This is a genomic window from Akkermansia biwaensis, assembly GCF_026072915.1.
Lineage (GTDB): Bacteria > Verrucomicrobiota > Verrucomicrobiia > Verrucomicrobiales > Akkermansiaceae > Akkermansia > Akkermansia biwaensis.
The window spans coordinates 407,536-423,492 of sequence record NZ_AP025943.1; the positions used below are offsets into that span (position 1 = coordinate 407,536).

A 15,957-nucleotide genomic window follows, 5' to 3' on the forward strand; every position below is an offset into this window, starting at 1 on the left:
GCCCTTCTAAGGAGGATGCATGCGCCGCCATCATCCCAGGTTTCATTTTACAGGGAAAGAACATTTTTGGGACTCTTAACGTTTCGTACGGGATGATCTTTTCCCGGAATGAGGGCACATTCCCATTGAAGTGTTATCAGCTGTTCCCGCTTATCCGGCAAAAGAAAAACGCCTCCGGGCAAGTGGATACATCACGAATATCCCTGTTTCCTATGGGCGGCAACGGAATTTTCCATCACTTCACAACCAAAAAAGAACCATCATGAGTGAAACCACGACTATTAACGGAATTCCAATGGTAATGCAGGATGAATTTTTCGGGCATGCCAAAAATACGGCCATCCACGTCACCGCGGAGGAAAAGGAAAAATGGAACATCGGAGGCCAGGGCCCCAAGGGAGAGAAAGGGGACAAAGGCGATCCCGGAGCCCCAGGCCCCCAGGGACCGCAAGGCCTCAAAGGGGAACCGGGAACGCCGGGACCTGCCGGGGCACAAGGTCCGAAGGGCGACAAGGGCGATCCCGGCCCCGCCGGTCCGGAGGGTCCGGGCGGGTCTGGAATTGCTCCGGGCTGCTTCATGTGGTTTTGCGGCTCCACACCGCCGGACGGCTGGCTGGAATGCAACGGAGCCCTGTTGCAGATCAGCCAGTACCCGGCCCTCCATGCAGCCATCGGCACTACTTACGGAGGAAACGGCACGACTACCTTTGCCCTTCCCGATTTGACAAACAATGATGCAGGCCTGTTTATCCGTGCCGCTACTGCAAGCAGGCAAACAGGAACTGTGCAGGGTGATGCCATGCGGCAAATCAAGGGTAGTTTTGGACAGATGAGCGACCTTGATTATTCTACATGGTCAAAAACTCTGTCCGGGCCTTTTGGTTATAAAACCAATGCAGGTATTAGTTATCCGATGAAAAAACTGACACTTAATACCTATACAGCCACATCGGAAATCACTTTTGATACGTCGGCGGCCGTTCCAACTGCAGAAGAAAACCGTCCTGTTAATATTGCATTGATGCCTCTTATCAAATATTGATAAAAACGGCAAATGAAGATGCCTGATGCTGCCACTCCATGATCTGATATGGGGACAAGCGAACACAGGCAAGGAAGCAACAGCTTCCAATCCGATCTCTTATTCCAAATCATTTCCACCGCTGCAGGCTGACAAGGCTTGCAGCGGTTTTTACCCGGCATTTTTACCTCCGTTTTATAACGAAACAATGACAGGAACGATTACCTTTTGCGCGGTAGCGGACCCTGTCTCATTCATTTTCCATTCCGGGAACGCATCAAAGGTCTGTACACGCTGACGGGCATTGCTTATATTTCCGCCGTGAAAAGCATCCTCCTGATCGGCTTGGGAAGCTTCATCGGCGGAGTTCTCCGGCACCTTCTTTCCTGCTGCCTGAATGATTCCGTCGTGAAAGGGTTTCCCCTCGGCACTCTGGCCGTCAATCTGGCCGGATGTTTTCTCCTCGGCGTTTTGTACGGCTTTTTTGACCGCGGTGCATTGATCAATCAGGAACTGCGCATTTTTCTCACCATCGGGCTGTGCGGAGGCTTTACCACCTTTTCCACCTTCATGAATGAAAATTTCCTGATGGCGCAGGGCGCGCAATTCTTCACGCTGCTTCTCTATGCCGTGCTGAGCCTGGGAGGCGGCTTTCTGACCCTCTGGCTGGGCTATACGCTGCTCAAAGCCGCGTGATTCGGATAATCCCGCAACTGTCCGGGAACGGATTGAAAGGATGCGCCTTGCCACATCATCCGGCGGACGGCTGAATCAACTGCGGCACGGGATGGGCATCTCACGTTTTCCATGCAGCCGGAATAGAGGCTTGCGTCAATTTTATATTGCCTTCCTGGCTGGTAAGTCATATATCCCAGCGGTTCAACCGCCATCGTGCGGCCATTCACCCTGCCATGCCGCTGATCCATCTTCTGAAACGCCTCGGAGTCCTGTTGACAAGCTGGTGCCTGCTGTGTTCCGGAGCCTCAGCGGCGGATAACGGCAGAATCCTGATGGTGACGGAGGCCACGTTCCCTCCCTATGAATTCCGGGAGGAAAACGCCATCATGGGCATTGATCCGGAGATCATGAGGGAAGTAGCCAGGCGCGCCGGGAAGGAGCTGGTGATTGAAGACATGAGCTTCGATTCCGTGATTACAGCCGTGGTTTCCGGCAAGGCGGATGTGGCGGCCTCCGGAATCACGGTGACGCCGGAACGCCGGAAACAAGTGGATTTTTCCATTCCCTACGTGGAAGCCGCCCAGGTGATCATCGTTCCCAAAGGTTCCTCCATCCGCAGCAGGGACGACATCCGTGGCCGGAAAATCGGCGTCCAGCACGGCGCTACGGGGGACATTTACGTCACCCGCAACATCCAGCAGCCGGAACGCTTTCCCAACGGGGCGCTGGCCGTGGCCGCGCTGGCGGCAGGCAAGGTGGACCTGGTGGTTATTGACCGGGACCCGGCAAGGATGTACCTGGCCAACCATGATGAGCTGGAAATACTGCCGGAGCCCCTGACCTCGGAAACGTACGCCATTGCCATACGCAAGGGAAACACGGAACTTCTCCAGCACGTCAACAAGGTCATTGCCGACATGCAGGCGTCCGGGAAGCTGGAAGAGATACGGACCAAATACGCCGCCATGCAGGTCAGGCCCCCCGGTTCATCCGGCGCCCATGCCGCAGGCACCGGCTGGCTGGAAGGCAAGTGGCTGGACCTGAAAGAGTCGTTTGAGGTCAATTTCATTCAGGAAGGACGCTGGAAGTACCTGGCCAACGGTTTTCTGGTTACCGTGGAGATTTCCTTCTTTTCCGTACTTCTGGGCGTTCTGATGGGTTTCGTGGTGGCCGTCATCCGCGCCACCCATGACAAGACGGGAAAGCTCCGTTTCCTGAACGCTCTCTGCAAGCTGTACCTTACGGTCATCCGGGGCACTCCCGTCGTCGTGCAGCTGTTGATCATCTACTTCATCATCTTCGGTTCCGTGGATATCAGCAAGGTGCTGGTGGCTGTGGTCGCCTTCGGCTTCAACTCCGGCGCCTACGTGGCGGAAATCATCCGCGGCGGCATCATGGCCATTGACAAGGGGCAGTTCGAAGCAGGCCGCAGCCTGGGCCTGGGGTATGCGCAGACCATGATTTACATCATTCTTCCGCAAGCATTTAAAAACGTGCTGCCCTCCCTGGGGAACGAATTCATCGTGCTCCTGAAGGAAACCAGCGTCTCCGGCTACATCGCCCTTCAGGACCTGACCAAGGGCGGCGACATCATCCGCAGCCAGACCTACACCGCCTTCATGCCCCTGATGGCCGTGGCCCTGATTTACCTGGCCATGGTCATGCTGTTCAGCTGGCTGCTGGGCAAACTGGAAAGGAGACTGAAAAACAATGAATGAGCCGCCCCAACATACGCCCATGCCCATGTTCGAAATCAGCCATCTGGTGAAGGAGTTCAATGCCGTCCATGCGGTGCACGACGTCACCACGCAGATCAGCCAGGGGGAGGTGGTGTTCATCGTAGGCCCCTCCGGCTCCGGAAAGAGCACTCTCCTGCGCTGCCTGAACCTGCTTGAAGAGCCCACCTCCGGGGAAATCCGGTTCAAGGGGGAACTTATCAACGCGTCCCATGCGGATGTAAACAAATTCCGGCAGCACGTAGGCATGGTCTTCCAGCATTTCAACCTTTTCCCTCATCTGACCATTCTGGAAAACATCACGATCGCCCCCGTGAAGACGGGCCGCGCCACCAGAAAGGAAGCCACGGCCCAGGCGGAAGCCCTGCTCCAGCGCATCGGCCTGTACGACAAGCGGCATGCCTATCCCCTCCAGCTCTCCGGCGGCCAGAAGCAGCGCATTGCCATCGTGCGTTCCCTGGTCATGAATCCGGACGTCATCCTGTTTGACGAACCGACTTCCGCTCTGGACCCGGAAATGGTGGGGGAAGTCCTTTCCCTGATGAAAGAGCTGGCTAAAGGCGGCCTGACGATGGTGGTCGTCACCCATGAAATAGGATTCGCCCGGGAAGTAGCCACCCGTATTATATTCATGGACAGGGGAAAAATTGTGGAGGAAGGCTCCCCTTCCCAGGTCATCGACCACCCGTCACATCCCAGGCTGAAGGAATTCTTCTCCAAGGTACTTTAAACGGAAGGACAGCCCGGAATCAGGGAAAAACCGCGTCCCTGCCCATCCGGAACATGGATTCACACAAAAAATGCTTCCGGAACCATTCCTCCGCCCCAGCCGGAGAAACCGCCACAAGAGGCCATGGAGTTTCTGCTCCTGGAGGCCTCCATTACTTTCTTTGGCCTCCCAATCCTATTCTGACATCCACAGGCACGGTGACGATATCAACGTGCTGCTTGTACAGCAGCTTGACTTTCAACACCGGCAACTCTCCCTGATAAGGGAATTGCAGGACATAGCCATCCTCCTGAAAATTCTCCGAAACACTCCCGAAAAAGGATAACACCGAAGAATCAATTTTCCTTCCCTTTCCATCAAACAACTGCCATTCATCAATCATGAAACGGTGCTCGCTGCCCAGTGACACACGTACGGCGAACTCCTCTCCTTTCCTTTCCGCCAGACTTACCGTCCATTCACAGGCGGGTTCCTCCTCTGCAACGATGATGTCTCCCTTCTGCTCTCTTTCAGCATACGGCGACAAAGGCACATCCTTTTTGACTTCCTTTTCCTCCAGCGGAAATTCATAAAGAGGCGTCTCCCGCTCACGCGCTACAGGAACACGGAGCGTTCCTCGCAAACGCACCCATGCCGCGTCCGCAGCCGGCAGGCGGAGGCACTCGCCGTAAACCACAACCTTGTTCACGCTCTCCCTGGACGGATCCCCAAGAAAACCAAGATTAAATGTCACGACGCCCAGCTTTTTTCCCGTGGAGTCCTCCGCCGTCAGAACCTGCTCCTGCACCTTGTCGCCAGATTCAAAATTCAAGGGGGAAGGAACGCTCAGCATGGCTCCAAATATCAATTTCGGAACCGGGAGGCTCTCTCCCTTTTTATCCATCAACCCTATTTGGACTACCGGGAACTCCACTTTTACATCGGAACTTTTCAAGCCGCCCTCATCCTGCGCTCCGGCAAACGTCGCCAAGCCTGTCATCCAGAATATTCCGCAACTTTTCTTCATCATCATTTCCCGTTCCCGTTTATTTCACAGTTTTCCCCGGCCTCCCCGCCGGGAGAACCATTCCCGCCATGCCAATCCTGAATGAAACGGGAACTTCCGCTTCCTTCAATCCCGACGCATACCGGATCCTGAAATTCAACCGATTGTCTTCCGGTCTTTGCAGAACAAAGAATGCCGCCCATGCGGATTTCCCGTTCCGGAAATTTCCCGGCAGCAGAGATTGATTGTTCTTTTCCTCCGGATTGTCCTGATCCACTAATTCCAATTCGCGGGCTCCGCTTCCATCCGGAAGAACCAAACTCAACTCCACCCATACACTATCTTTCTGGCCGGGAATGGAAAAACCCCAGTTTGTCACGGTCAGCTCCGTGTGTACATCCTCTTCCTTCCCGTGGTTCAGTGCGGCTTTTTCCAGCACCACGGGAACCCCGACCCCCTTTTCCAACGGGACCGACACCACTTCCGAATCCCTGTCCATGCTTGAAACCGTGACGGCGGCAGTTCCCCGAACTTCCACCCAGCGGGCATCCCGCCCAGGCGTCCAATCCCTTCCCTCCACGGAAAGCCATGGCCGGAGAGGGCTTACCATCCACCGTTCTGTCACGGAAGCCTGATGGAACAACTGCACACCGGCAGGGCGGCTTCCGAGGGAATCACATAAATCCAGCCGCGTTTTCCCCAAATGCACAGAAGCGATTTTCCAGGGAGCCGTACACTGGAACAGCATGTGCATGGTCAGATGCGGGACAGTGTCTTCCCCACGGAACCGGCCTTCGCCGCTCCATATATTCACGGAGTGGATAACCGCCTTCACGGCAGGTTCGGAAACCGGCTGCGCATGAAGCAACACCGGCACGCACGCCAGTACGGATGAAAACAAGGTACGGAACATCACGTCAAAGAGAGATTCTCCATTCAGTATAACTTACATATGAATGAATACAAGCGGCTTCCGCATCGTTTTTCCTGTTCGGTCCCCGGACAAGTCCTTCCCGTCCCTGCCCGCCGTCCTCCGGCGGCGAAAAACTTCATTTCCTCCCTACGGCCAGGAAGCACACCGGATGCACATTATGCATTACTCCGGTTCTTTCCATACCTGGCAGCCATGATTCACTTTCCTTTCCTGATTTCCCCCCTCATTCCCAGTTTGACATCCACAGGAACAACTACCGTTTCATGGGGAATTTGGTAAAGGATGCGGAACCTGAGTTTTTCCAGCTTTTCCGGTTCTTTAAAGACAAAACATTTTGCCCAGTAGGCGGAAGAATCGTCTCCATCAGAAGAATAGTTGGTACCAGAAGGGAACGCCTTCAATGATTCATCCTTTTCATTCAGTATCTCGAAGGAGTCCAGACGGAAAGCGGAGTCAGCCTTCAGACCGATCATCACTCTGGCCATTTTCCCATCCTGATTTTCATACGTGCTGTAATCCTCCAGCACGAGCTTTCCCGCCGAAGGCCCCTGAACAGATACAACATCGACGCCGTCCTCCCCTTCTTCACTGTTTCCGGGCAACGGCACATCCATTTCCGCCCCTTTTGACAGAGGCAGCTCATAAACGCGGCTTTTCAATGTCCGGGCCAGGGAAATGCGCCATACCCCCTGCAGCCGTATCCAGGAAACTCCCGGGAGCGGAATCTCCCCCGCCGTACCTCTCATCCCGGTTTGGCGCCATCCTTTCCGGGAGGATTGAAACGGGCTTATGTCAAACTCCACGGGAGCCAGCTTCCTCCCCGCGGAATCCACGGCCTCCAGATACTGGACACCGGAATGCTCCCACACCGCAAAGGACAAAGGCTCTTTAACACTTAATATTGCTTCTACGTTCAACTCCAACGGGATTTTTTCCTTGCGCGCCCTCTTGGATAATCCTACGGAAACAAATTCAATTCTTACCGGCTGCTTTTCTTCCTTCCCATCCTTCTCCGGAGCGGCGGCCCCCAGGGAAGCTCCCAGAATCAGGCAGATGCCCGGAATGCCATATCTCTTCATATTAATTTTCTTTCGTTGAACCTTCCTGTTTTTCCCCCATGCCGAACAAGCCGAAGCGGATATCCACCGGAACCACGATCTTTTTCATCCCGGTTGCGTACCTGACGGAAATATCAAGTTCCTCCTCCTTCCTGTCGCCCAGCTCCAGATAGCGGCACCATCCATGCTTTCCGCCGGGATCAATGCCGCTTCCCCCGTAATCCGCCACCGGCAGCGGAGTACCGTCTTTCGTTTGCGTTTCCAGGTCCAGCAGTCCCACCCTGACGGGGGAAACCAGGGAGAACATGACCTGAGAACTCTCTTCCTGTCCGCACCAGGCACCCAACCTGCCCACCGATAATTGAACCTTCACGTCTCCACCGTCCATGCCGGCTCCCTTGAGCGTCAGCGGCACGGAAAATCCGTTGACCAGCTTGACCTTCACTTTCTCCGACAGTATGGCAGTCCGGTACATGAAAAAGGGAATTTCCCCCTTCAGTTCCACCCATTCCGTATCTTCCGCGGGCAGCCAGTCCTCCCAGGACAGGGAAATCTCACCGGTTTTTTCGTTAAAAGCAAAGTCATTGCGGGAAATATACCGGCACTCGCCTTTGGAACCGGCATCTCCCTTGGAATCCACCAATTTCAGACTGGCGTTGCTTTCATCAAAATAGGCTGCCTTCCAGTCAGTTTCCTCCAGGAATGACAGTTCCAGGTCAATCCTCTCCGGATCCGCAGTAATTTCCCATCTGTCCAGGGAGAGGGATATGGCTGATTCCGCGGGAGCTTCCTCCGCAGGTGCGGAACAACAAACGGCCATGCAGCAAAACACGGACGGCCAGGGTATGATTCGGTAGAGCATGGGTAGGGGAACAAACAGGATTTCTTGTAGTAATCATTACATTACCAACGATGATCTCAAAACGGAAGAGATTTTTCCAATGACCGGAGAGCCGTTTCCGGTGCGGATATTATTTCTTCTTTCCCGGCTCATCCCGTATTTCTCCCCTCATGCCAAATTTGATATCTACCGGAATTTTTACTAGTTTCCGGAAGGCCCTGTAAACCGGCCGGATCCTGAGTTTTTTCCCGTCTCCAGGGTCCTTAAAAAAGTACGTGGCATCCGCTCTACAGGAAGATTCCACTGGAGAATAGGACATTCCCCCAGTCATGGTTTCCAGGACTTCATTCTTGTCATTCAAGATTTGAAATGCAGAAAGCTCAATGGGAGCGTCTGCCTCCAGGCCAATCTCCGCTTTGACCATTTTTTTGCCCTCATACTCAATTTTTTTATATTCTTTCAGAACAATTCTTGAGGAAGAAGCCGTCCGGGCTGTCACCACATCTTCACTTGCCTCCCCTTCCCCGCCGTTGCTGCCGGGTACGTCAATGTAAACTTCCGTTCCTTTCTCCGCAGGCAGTTCATAAACGTCTCCCTTCACCAGCCGGGCAAGAGGCACCCGCAGCGTTCCTTTCAAACGCAGCCAGGAGGCATCCGGGCCGGGCGCTTCTCCGGCAGTCCCGGAAATGCGTAAATACACCATGCCATCCACCGCATTCTGAATCGGTGCTGACAAACGGATTTCCGCCGGTGCCAGTTTTCGTCCGGAAGAGTCCGTTACATCCAGATACTGCAACCCGGTGTCGGCATATTGCCCAAAACATCGTAGTTCACTGACACTCAAAACTATGGAGAATTTCAACTTGAGAGCGCTTTCTTCCCAAACGCCGTTCCGGCACGTCCGATCGCTACCCCACCCAACATTGTCCATTCCAACGCCCACTCCATTTTCCACCGCCGCTCCGCTTCCTGTCTGAACCGCCACCCATGAGACGGCCACCGCCGCCAGGACAAGCCAGTTATTTATCATGCCGTGCTTTCTCATCTCCATTCTCTTCCTGTTGAATATTCCGGTTTTCCATGACTCCGAACAGGCCGAACCGAGCCTGTACCGGAACCATGATTTCTTTCAATTCGTCCGCATATTTGACGGCTACCTTCCATTCCCCCTCTTTGATGTCCTCCTCCCGGAAGTTCATGATCCAGCAGTATTTCCTGCCGGGATGGTCCACTTCCCCGGGAACATATTCCGACGGTCCATCCACGGGCAGCACGGCTCCATCTTCGGATTCCACGTTAGCTCCCAAAAAACCTATCTTTGACGGTGCGAACAGGCGAAGCGATACAAACCCTTGGCTCCCGATGACCTTATAGGGAACCACCTCCAATACGGCATCCACATCCCCACCATCCGAACCGGCGTTCCGGAGCACCAGGGGAACAGAACTCCCCTCCTCCATTTTCAGGGAAACGCTTTCCGACATGAAAGAAGCCCGGCAGATGAAAAAGGGTATCTTTCCACTCACCTCCATCCATTTCGCGTCTGCCGACGGCAGCCAGGACTCCGTGGACAAAGTAATCGTCTTCCCCTTTTCCAGCCCCTCCAGCAACGAGGGTGAGTCATCATAACAACACTCCATGCCGGGGCAGGAAGAACCTTCCGAGTCCGCCAGCTTTAATCCTCCTTCACCGACTCCGCAGCAGGCAATTTTCCAACCGGACTCTTCTGCGGCCTTCATCGTGACTTTCAACTCAAGATCAAGCTGCCGCTTCTTTGAAGGATCTCCCATCCGTACAGATTGTGTGGACCAGTTGTAAGGGGAAACGGTGATGACAGGTTCTTCAGGTATTTCCCCGGCAAAAGAGGAAGAGCAAAGGGCCATCCCCCAAACAGCCGGGCAGAATAAAAAACGGCAAAACATAAAATAGTTAAACGTTAGTCTCATTCCAATAAATATATTATTTACTCACAATCATCAACATGAATAATTTCCCAAAAAATCAGTACCGGGTGCGGTGCAACAATCAACGGAGGAGGGCGCCCTTCCCTTTTTCCGGTTCCTCCCGGATTTCCCCCCTCATGCCAAATTTAATATCCACCGGAACGGTGACCGTCTTCTGCCGCACTCTGTAAAGCAGCCTGATCCTGAGCTTCCGGATATATTCCGGTGCTTCAAATTCAAGCACTCTCTTCGAATAGGAAGAGAGAAAAAAGCCTCCTGCCCAGCCTTCCCACCATCGGCACGTAGTTTCCAGAACTTCATTCCTGTCATTTAATATCTGGAACTCAGCCAGTTCAAAAAGAGACTCCAAATCCAACGAAATTTTCACCTGAGCCATCTTTTTCCCCTCCTTTTCAAAAGTCTCGCACTCATGGAGGGAAAGCTTTCCCGCAGAATCATCTTCACCTACGACAATGTCGCCATTTCCCGCCTCTTCCTCCGTATTCCCGCGAGGCAGCAGAACATCCATCTGCGCCCCCGGCTGAAAGGCCAGTTCATAAACCGGACTTTCCTGAAGCCGCGCCAGGGGTATCTTCAATTCCCCTTTCAAACGCAGCCAGGAGATATCCGGCTCCGGGCCCTCCTTCAAAGTTCCGGTAATGGACGTATAAGTAATTCCTTTTTTCTGTTGTTGAAATAATTGTTCCACATCGAACGTAACCGGAGCCACCTTCCTGCCGGAGGAATCAAGGAGATCTAAAACCTGTTTTCCGCCATTGGCATTTTCCGGAAAGCACAACGGTTCCCTGACACTCAGCATGAGTGATATTATCAACTCCGAATCCGTTTCTTTAAAATCCCCCAGATCTTCTTCACCGCTGCTGTACCACATCAGATGGGGCTCCCAACCGACATGGCCCACTCCAACTTTCACGGGATTTTCCTCCGCGGCATTGCCGCCATTCATCAAGGCACCCCATGCCATGGAAACGGTACACAGAAAAATCCGGCCACTCCTCATCATCTCATGCTCCTTCATCTCAATTCCTTCCCGGTTGAACCTTTTCCTTCGCCACCGTGCCGAACAAGCCGCTGCGCCCCTGCACGGGGATCACGGCTTCCTTCAAGCTGACCAGATATTTGACGGCCACAATCACTTCTTCATCCAGCCTGCCGTCCAGAGCCAGAAACTGGTACCACGAATATTTCCGTCCGGAATTTCTTTCTTTTTCCCCGCCGAACTTTCCCAGAATCGCTGTCCCGTCCGCTCTTTGCACCTTAAAATCCAGAAATCCCACCGGCATTTCGGAGCTCATGCTGATGGAGAACCCGCGAATGCCCTTTCTAGAGGGACTCGGTGTATTGAAACCCACTTTCAGCACAACATTCACATCCCCACCATCCAGGGCGGCGCCCTTGAGTACCAGGGGTGCTGAAAAATCATTGACCAGCTTCAGCACAACATCTTCCGACAAGGAAGAATCACGGGAAACGACACAAGGCAAGTTTCCCTTTACCTCCATCCACTTCGCTTCCGCCGACGGCAGCCACGACTCCGTTGACAGAAGGATTCTTTCATTCCTGATGCGGCATCCGGAAGAGAAAAAAACGGAATAATCGCTCTTCATGCCGGAGCAGGAGGAACCCCTTGAATCCACCACAGTCACACCGGTCCCTCCTTCCCGGAAATAGGCGATTTTCCAATCGGATTCCTCCTTGATCTTCAGGCCTATTTGAAGTTCCCGCTTCAAGGGAAAATCCCCGGATTCGGCAGGCCTTGTCGACCATTTGTACAGCGAAGCGGAAAAAGCCGGATTTTCGGTTCCTTTCTCCCCATAGGAAGGGAAAGCAAGCAAAAAACAGCAAACGGCTGCCACCCGGGGCAGATGAAAATACTGTATCATCTCATTCACAGGTAGTTTGTTATTTCACACAAGTAACATTTTTATTTTCTGAATCAACTTTTAAAATACACCTTTGCCGGGAAAACGTAAACATCCCGCCAAAGACGAGAATCATGCCCGGCGGCAACGGGAAAATGCTTCCACGACATTCCCGGAAAGAAGACGGATTCCGCACTTTCGCGAATTCCCGGCAGTTTCGCGCTGCATACAACCGTACCACGAAACGGATACGGCAGACTTTCCGGAAGCCGGTTTTTCAACGATGGAACAACAAAGGCCATCCTGCAACACACATCCGGACGGAAATGGGAAATGTCAGGTCATGAAAAGACTGCGGAAGGACATAACCACCCGCGAATCCATGTCCCTATACCAATGCCCATCCCAGCAACTTCCCAAAATTGCCGTATCTTCACTCCCAAACACGCATTACCGGCGCCCCCCGCCCTTTCCTTTTTCCGGCTCCTCCGGTATCTCACCCCTCATGCCTATTTTGGCATCCACGGGAACGGCCACGGATTCCACAGGAACCCTGTACACCATTCTTATTCTCATTTTCGAGAAGTCTTTCGGAGCCTCAAACCGGAGAGATCTTGTCCACTTCCTTGAATCTCCCGACCTTCCGGAAGAACTGCCCCTCAAGTCGGTTTTCAAAACGGCATCTTTGGCATCCAGAACCTGGAATCCTTCCAGCTCAAAAGGAGAATCCGTCTTCAGCCCGATCTCTGCCGTAACCGTTTTCTTGCCCTTCTTTTCAACCACCTCATATTCATCAAGAAAAAGCCTTCCCGTAGAGGGATCTCCTGCCACTACGATATCTTCGGGAGCGGCAGTTTTATCATCCGTCTCCCTGGGCAGCGGAACATGCATTTCCGTTCCCCTTTTTGGAACGAGTTCATAAACAGGCCCCGTCACCAGCCGAGCGACGGGAACCTTCAGCATTCCCTTCAGCCGGAGCCATGCCACATCCGGAAGAGGCAATTCCCCAACTTTCCCGAACACGCATGCATATGCTTCTCCATCATCACCCTGCTGATACAGATAGCCCAGATTGAATTCCACAGGGGCCAGCTTTCTTCCGGAGGAATCCGTCATTTCCAGATATTGAATGGAATCGAAATTCCTTTGGAAAGACAAATGGGGCTTGATATCCAGCCTTATCTCAAAAACCAGTTGCAAGGGACCTTCCTCCAACTGCCCGTTCATCCATGATTCCTCGCTTCCCACCTTCACGGAGATAAATCTGGCCTTTACGGGTTTCTCCGCCGCCTCTTCCCCCCATGCCTCCGTGCCCATGGCAACGGCAGCGCCCAGAACAAGCAGCATGTTTACCGCACTTTTCCTATTCATGGCCATTTCCCTCTTTCTTCATTTCCATCTTCTCCATCTGCCCGAACAGGCCGCTTCTGATATCAACCGAAGCCATGATCCTCTTCAAATTCACCGCATGCCTGACAGTTACGGACAGTTCATTGCCTTCTATTCCCTCCACAGACAAATATCGATTCCATTCATACTTGTCTTCAGCCGTTCCAAATCCTCTCCCGGAGGTTCTAACCGATAACACAGTACCATCAGCCGCCTTCAATTCAAAATCCAGAAAACCTATCTTTTCAGATGAAGTCAGCTGGAGTACCAGCCAACTGCCGGAGTTTTCCTCTTTCCCGGCCTGATAATTTTCCACCTCCAGCACAGCTTCCACATCATTGCCGCCTTTCCCTCCTTCCTGTTCCATTCCGGCGTTCTTTAGCACCACAGGAATGGAAAATCCCTTCTCCAGCTTGATTTTCACGCTTTCCGAATCAGCCGTGGCACAAGACACCACGCAGGGAATGTCGCCTTTCACTTCCGTCCACACAGCATCCGGGGAAGGAAGCCAGGAATCCGCAGTTACGTAAACAATGCCATCTCTCCTGTCCCTTTCCGGCTCATGGGAAGCGTAATACCTGCATTCCATCCCGGAACAGGAGGATCCGGTGGAATCCTTCAGGCTCAATTCATGTTCTTTATCTTCACAATAGATTACCTTCCAGGGAGAATTTCCGGCGACCTTCATTTCCAGCTGGAATTCCCTGCTCTCCACAGGAGGCGTCTGCCGAAAAGACGTGTTCGTGGACCATTGATAAAGGGAGACGTCAACGGACGGTTCCGGAACGGATTCTTTTCCAGAAGAAAAACACGGTGTTATCAGGCCGCAGGCGAAGGCGGCAAGGAATAAAAAACGGTACAACATAACAGGAAGGGTACGAGGGAATTTTCACCATACCAGCCCCCCTCCCGGAAACAAGGTCAAAACGCAGTTCCGGCTTCCAAAAATCCAGATCATTCCCCTCATGCGGAGTTCCTATCCATTCCGCCTTTCCTCTCGCTTCTCCGGTTCCTTCCGGATTTCCCCGCCCATGCCCAGCTTGACGTCCACAGGGACGGATACATGTTCCGGCTCTCCTCTGTAACGCAACCGTATCCCAATGTTCTCCATCTCTTTGGCAACAGAAAATTCCAACGCGGTTTCCCATATTATTGAATTATCATTTCCGGATGAAGAATAACTGTCCATGCCGGCGGACAGCAATTTGCCTTTTTCGTCAAGCAACTGGAATTCATCCAGATAAAAGGGAGTATCCACGTCCAGGCAAACCGTTACGGAAAAGGTCTTTTTCCCATCCTTCCTCGTCCACGTAAAATCCTTGAAATAAAGCATCCCCATCGGCCTGTCGTCGGACGCCACCACATCCTCCAACTTCCCCGTATTCCCTTTTTCATTCCCCGGCAAGGGAATAAGGACGGACGCCCCCTTCCGCAGGGGGAGTACATAAACAGGGCTATCCATGATGAGCGCCACGGGGACCCTCAGCAATCCCTTCAACCGCACCCACTCCGCCCCGGGAGAAGGAAGAGATGGAGCAAAGCCTTCAATCTCCATATAAGAGATTCCCCTGTCACGGCTTTGATCCATCCTTCCCAAGTCAAACCTCACCGGAGACAATTCCCGGCCTGTGGAATCCACGGCCTCCATGAATTGCCGCTCCGCATTCGAAGGATTCCAGAATCCCCAGCGGTCAGGGATAAAAAGAACGGCACGGCACCTCCATTCCAATGGGCTCTTCTCTCCGTCAAACCACATGTCACGTTCCAGTCCTACTTGCGTAAATGACACCCCCACTTCTGAGGGAACATCCTTTCCACCCTCGCTGGAGAATGCCGCTCCGGAAAACAGAAGAAAGATTCCCGCGCCGTGTCCTATGGACTGCATCATCTTCATATCATTCGCCCTTTTGAGAATCCTGCACCAGTCCGGACATGCCGAATTTAATTTCCACAGGCATATCCACCCATTCCAGCCCGGTCATGTAATTCACGGCAACATGAACTTTCCCTTTCTCATCCGGATTCAATAAATAAGACCAGAACCATGAATATTCCCCGGATGAGCTGCTACGGCTGAATAAATCTTCTTTCGCCGGAAAAGGAGCGCCTTCCGGCGTCGTCAGCTCCAGGCGCAGAATCCCCATATACCGGGAAGATTTCAACTTCATCTCCATCCTGAGCCCCCCTGAATCCCTGTCCCGGACAAATGACATCTCCAGGGAGCCCCGTCCATCCTTTTCGCTTCCGGCCTCCTCAAGAACGGCTCCTTTCAGAAGCAAAGGCTTCTTCTGGTCTTTCTGCCCCACGGTGAAGGAAAGGCCTTCGGACAAGGCCTCCTCCTTTCCGATAATGCACGGAATTTTCCCTTTCAGTTCCACCCATGCCGCCCCAGCTGCAGGAAGCCAGTCCCTGCATTCCATTTCCAGTACCGGATGTTCCAGGTCCTCCATGAACAGGGATTCTTCGCAACAAAGGACGCCGAAACGGCCGCCCGTGGAATCATGCACAGCCAGACGGGCATCTTTCTCATTGCAGTACACCATCCTCCACAAGGCGGGCTTCATGATTTTCAAATCCACATGAAACGTCTTTTCCGGATTTTTGACACCGGGCTGCCACCATGTTCTGGCATAGGCTGAACACAGAGATGCGGAAAGAGTTTCCTTCTCCGGGACATCCCCGCTCCGGGAAAGGTGGACGGCCAACGGACACAAGGCGCATACAGTCAGGAACTTCACAAAACAATTTTTCATGAATGA

General features: G+C 53.1%; 16 protein-coding genes and 1 pseudogene. 6 read left to right on the top strand and 11 right to left on the bottom strand.

Features of this window, described 5'->3' with window-relative positions; translation table 11 throughout:
• The first annotated feature begins 130 nt into the window (after positions 1-130).
• From OQH67_RS01640 to OQH67_RS01655, 5 genes and pseudogenes are all read left to right on the top strand, one after another.
• Positions 131-1,042, top strand: coding sequence for a tail fiber protein (locus OQH67_RS01640; protein WP_265145583.1), 912 nt, complete (start codon positions 131-133; stop codon positions 1,040-1,042).
• 300 nt (positions 1,043-1,342) lie between these two features.
• A complete protein-coding gene (gene crcB / locus OQH67_RS01645; RefSeq protein WP_215435343.1) occupies positions 1,343-1,717 on the top strand; it encodes a fluoride efflux transporter CrcB in 375 nt (124 codons plus the stop codon).
• A gap of 314 nt (positions 1,718-2,031) precedes the next feature.
• Positions 2,032-2,649 (top strand): annotated as a pseudogene (locus OQH67_RS13110) (transporter substrate-binding domain-containing protein); the annotation flags it as partial.
• Between the two features lie 84 nt (positions 2,650-2,733).
• Positions 2,734-3,417: an amino acid ABC transporter permease gene (locus OQH67_RS13115; protein ID WP_342778974.1), complete on the top strand. Its 684-nt coding sequence runs from the start codon at positions 2,734-2,736 to the stop codon at positions 3,415-3,417.
• 25 nt (positions 3,418-3,442) lie between these two features.
• Positions 3,443-4,165 carry an amino acid ABC transporter ATP-binding protein gene (locus OQH67_RS01655; protein WP_215435424.1) on the top strand — a complete coding sequence of 241 codons (723 nt, stop codon included), beginning with the start codon at positions 3,443-3,445 and terminating at the stop codon, positions 4,163-4,165.
• A 151-nt stretch (positions 4,166-4,316) separates the two neighbouring features.
• Here OQH67_RS01655 and OQH67_RS01660 read toward each other — a convergent pair whose 3' ends face one another.
• Positions 4,317-4,898, bottom strand: a complete 582-nt coding sequence (locus OQH67_RS01660) for a hypothetical protein (protein ID WP_215435339.1) — start codon at positions 4,896-4,898, stop codon at positions 4,317-4,319.
• A gap of 608 nt (positions 4,899-5,506) precedes the next feature.
• Here OQH67_RS01660 and OQH67_RS01665 point away from each other — a divergent pair.
• Positions 5,507-5,785, top strand: a complete 279-nt coding sequence (locus OQH67_RS01665; RefSeq protein WP_215458866.1) for a hypothetical protein — start codon at positions 5,507-5,509, stop codon at positions 5,783-5,785.
• A 496-nt stretch (positions 5,786-6,281) separates the two neighbouring features.
• Here the strand turns inward: OQH67_RS01665 and OQH67_RS01670 are convergent, their stop codons facing one another.
• The 10 genes from OQH67_RS01670 to OQH67_RS01715 form a co-directional block, all read right to left on the bottom strand.
• Positions 6,282-7,163 (bottom strand): hypothetical protein, encoded by an 882-nt coding sequence (locus OQH67_RS01670; protein ID WP_215435337.1) that lies wholly within the window; start codon positions 7,161-7,163, stop codon positions 6,282-6,284.
• A 1-nt stretch (position 7,164) separates the two neighbouring features.
• Positions 7,165-8,004, bottom strand: a complete 840-nt coding sequence (locus OQH67_RS01675) for a hypothetical protein (RefSeq protein WP_215435335.1) — start codon at positions 8,002-8,004, stop codon at positions 7,165-7,167.
• A 109-nt stretch (positions 8,005-8,113) separates the two neighbouring features.
• The gene (locus tag OQH67_RS01680; protein ID WP_215458865.1) at positions 8,114-8,584 is read right to left on the bottom strand and encodes a hypothetical protein; all 471 of its coding nucleotides are present in this window, start codon (positions 8,582-8,584) and stop codon (positions 8,114-8,116) included.
• A 418-nt stretch (positions 8,585-9,002) separates the two neighbouring features.
• The gene (locus tag OQH67_RS01685) at positions 9,003-9,773 is read right to left on the bottom strand and encodes a hypothetical protein (RefSeq protein WP_215435325.1); all 771 of its coding nucleotides are present in this window, start codon (positions 9,771-9,773) and stop codon (positions 9,003-9,005) included.
• Between the two features lie 235 nt (positions 9,774-10,008).
• A complete protein-coding gene (locus OQH67_RS01690; protein ID WP_215435323.1) occupies positions 10,009-10,911 on the bottom strand; it encodes a hypothetical protein in 903 nt (300 codons plus the stop codon).
• 55 nt (positions 10,912-10,966) lie between these two features.
• Positions 10,967-11,677, bottom strand: coding sequence for a hypothetical protein (locus OQH67_RS01695; protein ID WP_215435322.1), 711 nt, complete (start codon positions 11,675-11,677; stop codon positions 10,967-10,969).
• 582 nt (positions 11,678-12,259) lie between these two features.
• Entirely contained in the window at positions 12,260-13,180 is a 921-nt protein-coding gene (locus OQH67_RS01700; RefSeq protein WP_215435320.1) for a hypothetical protein, read from the bottom strand.
• Positions 13,173-13,622, bottom strand: coding sequence for a hypothetical protein (locus OQH67_RS01705; protein ID WP_215435318.1), 450 nt, complete (start codon positions 13,620-13,622; stop codon positions 13,173-13,175). Before OQH67_RS01705 ends, OQH67_RS01700 begins: the two co-directional genes overlap by 8 nt.
• 552 nt (positions 13,623-14,174) lie before the next feature.
• Positions 14,175-15,086, bottom strand: a complete 912-nt coding sequence (locus OQH67_RS01710) for a hypothetical protein (RefSeq protein ID WP_215435316.1) — start codon at positions 15,084-15,086, stop codon at positions 14,175-14,177.
• Positions 15,087-15,093: 7 nt separating this feature from the next.
• Positions 15,094-15,951 carry a hypothetical protein gene (locus OQH67_RS01715; protein WP_215435314.1) on the bottom strand — a complete coding sequence of 286 codons (858 nt, stop codon included), beginning with the start codon at positions 15,949-15,951 and terminating at the stop codon, positions 15,094-15,096.
• Positions 15,952-15,957 lie beyond the last annotated feature (6 nt).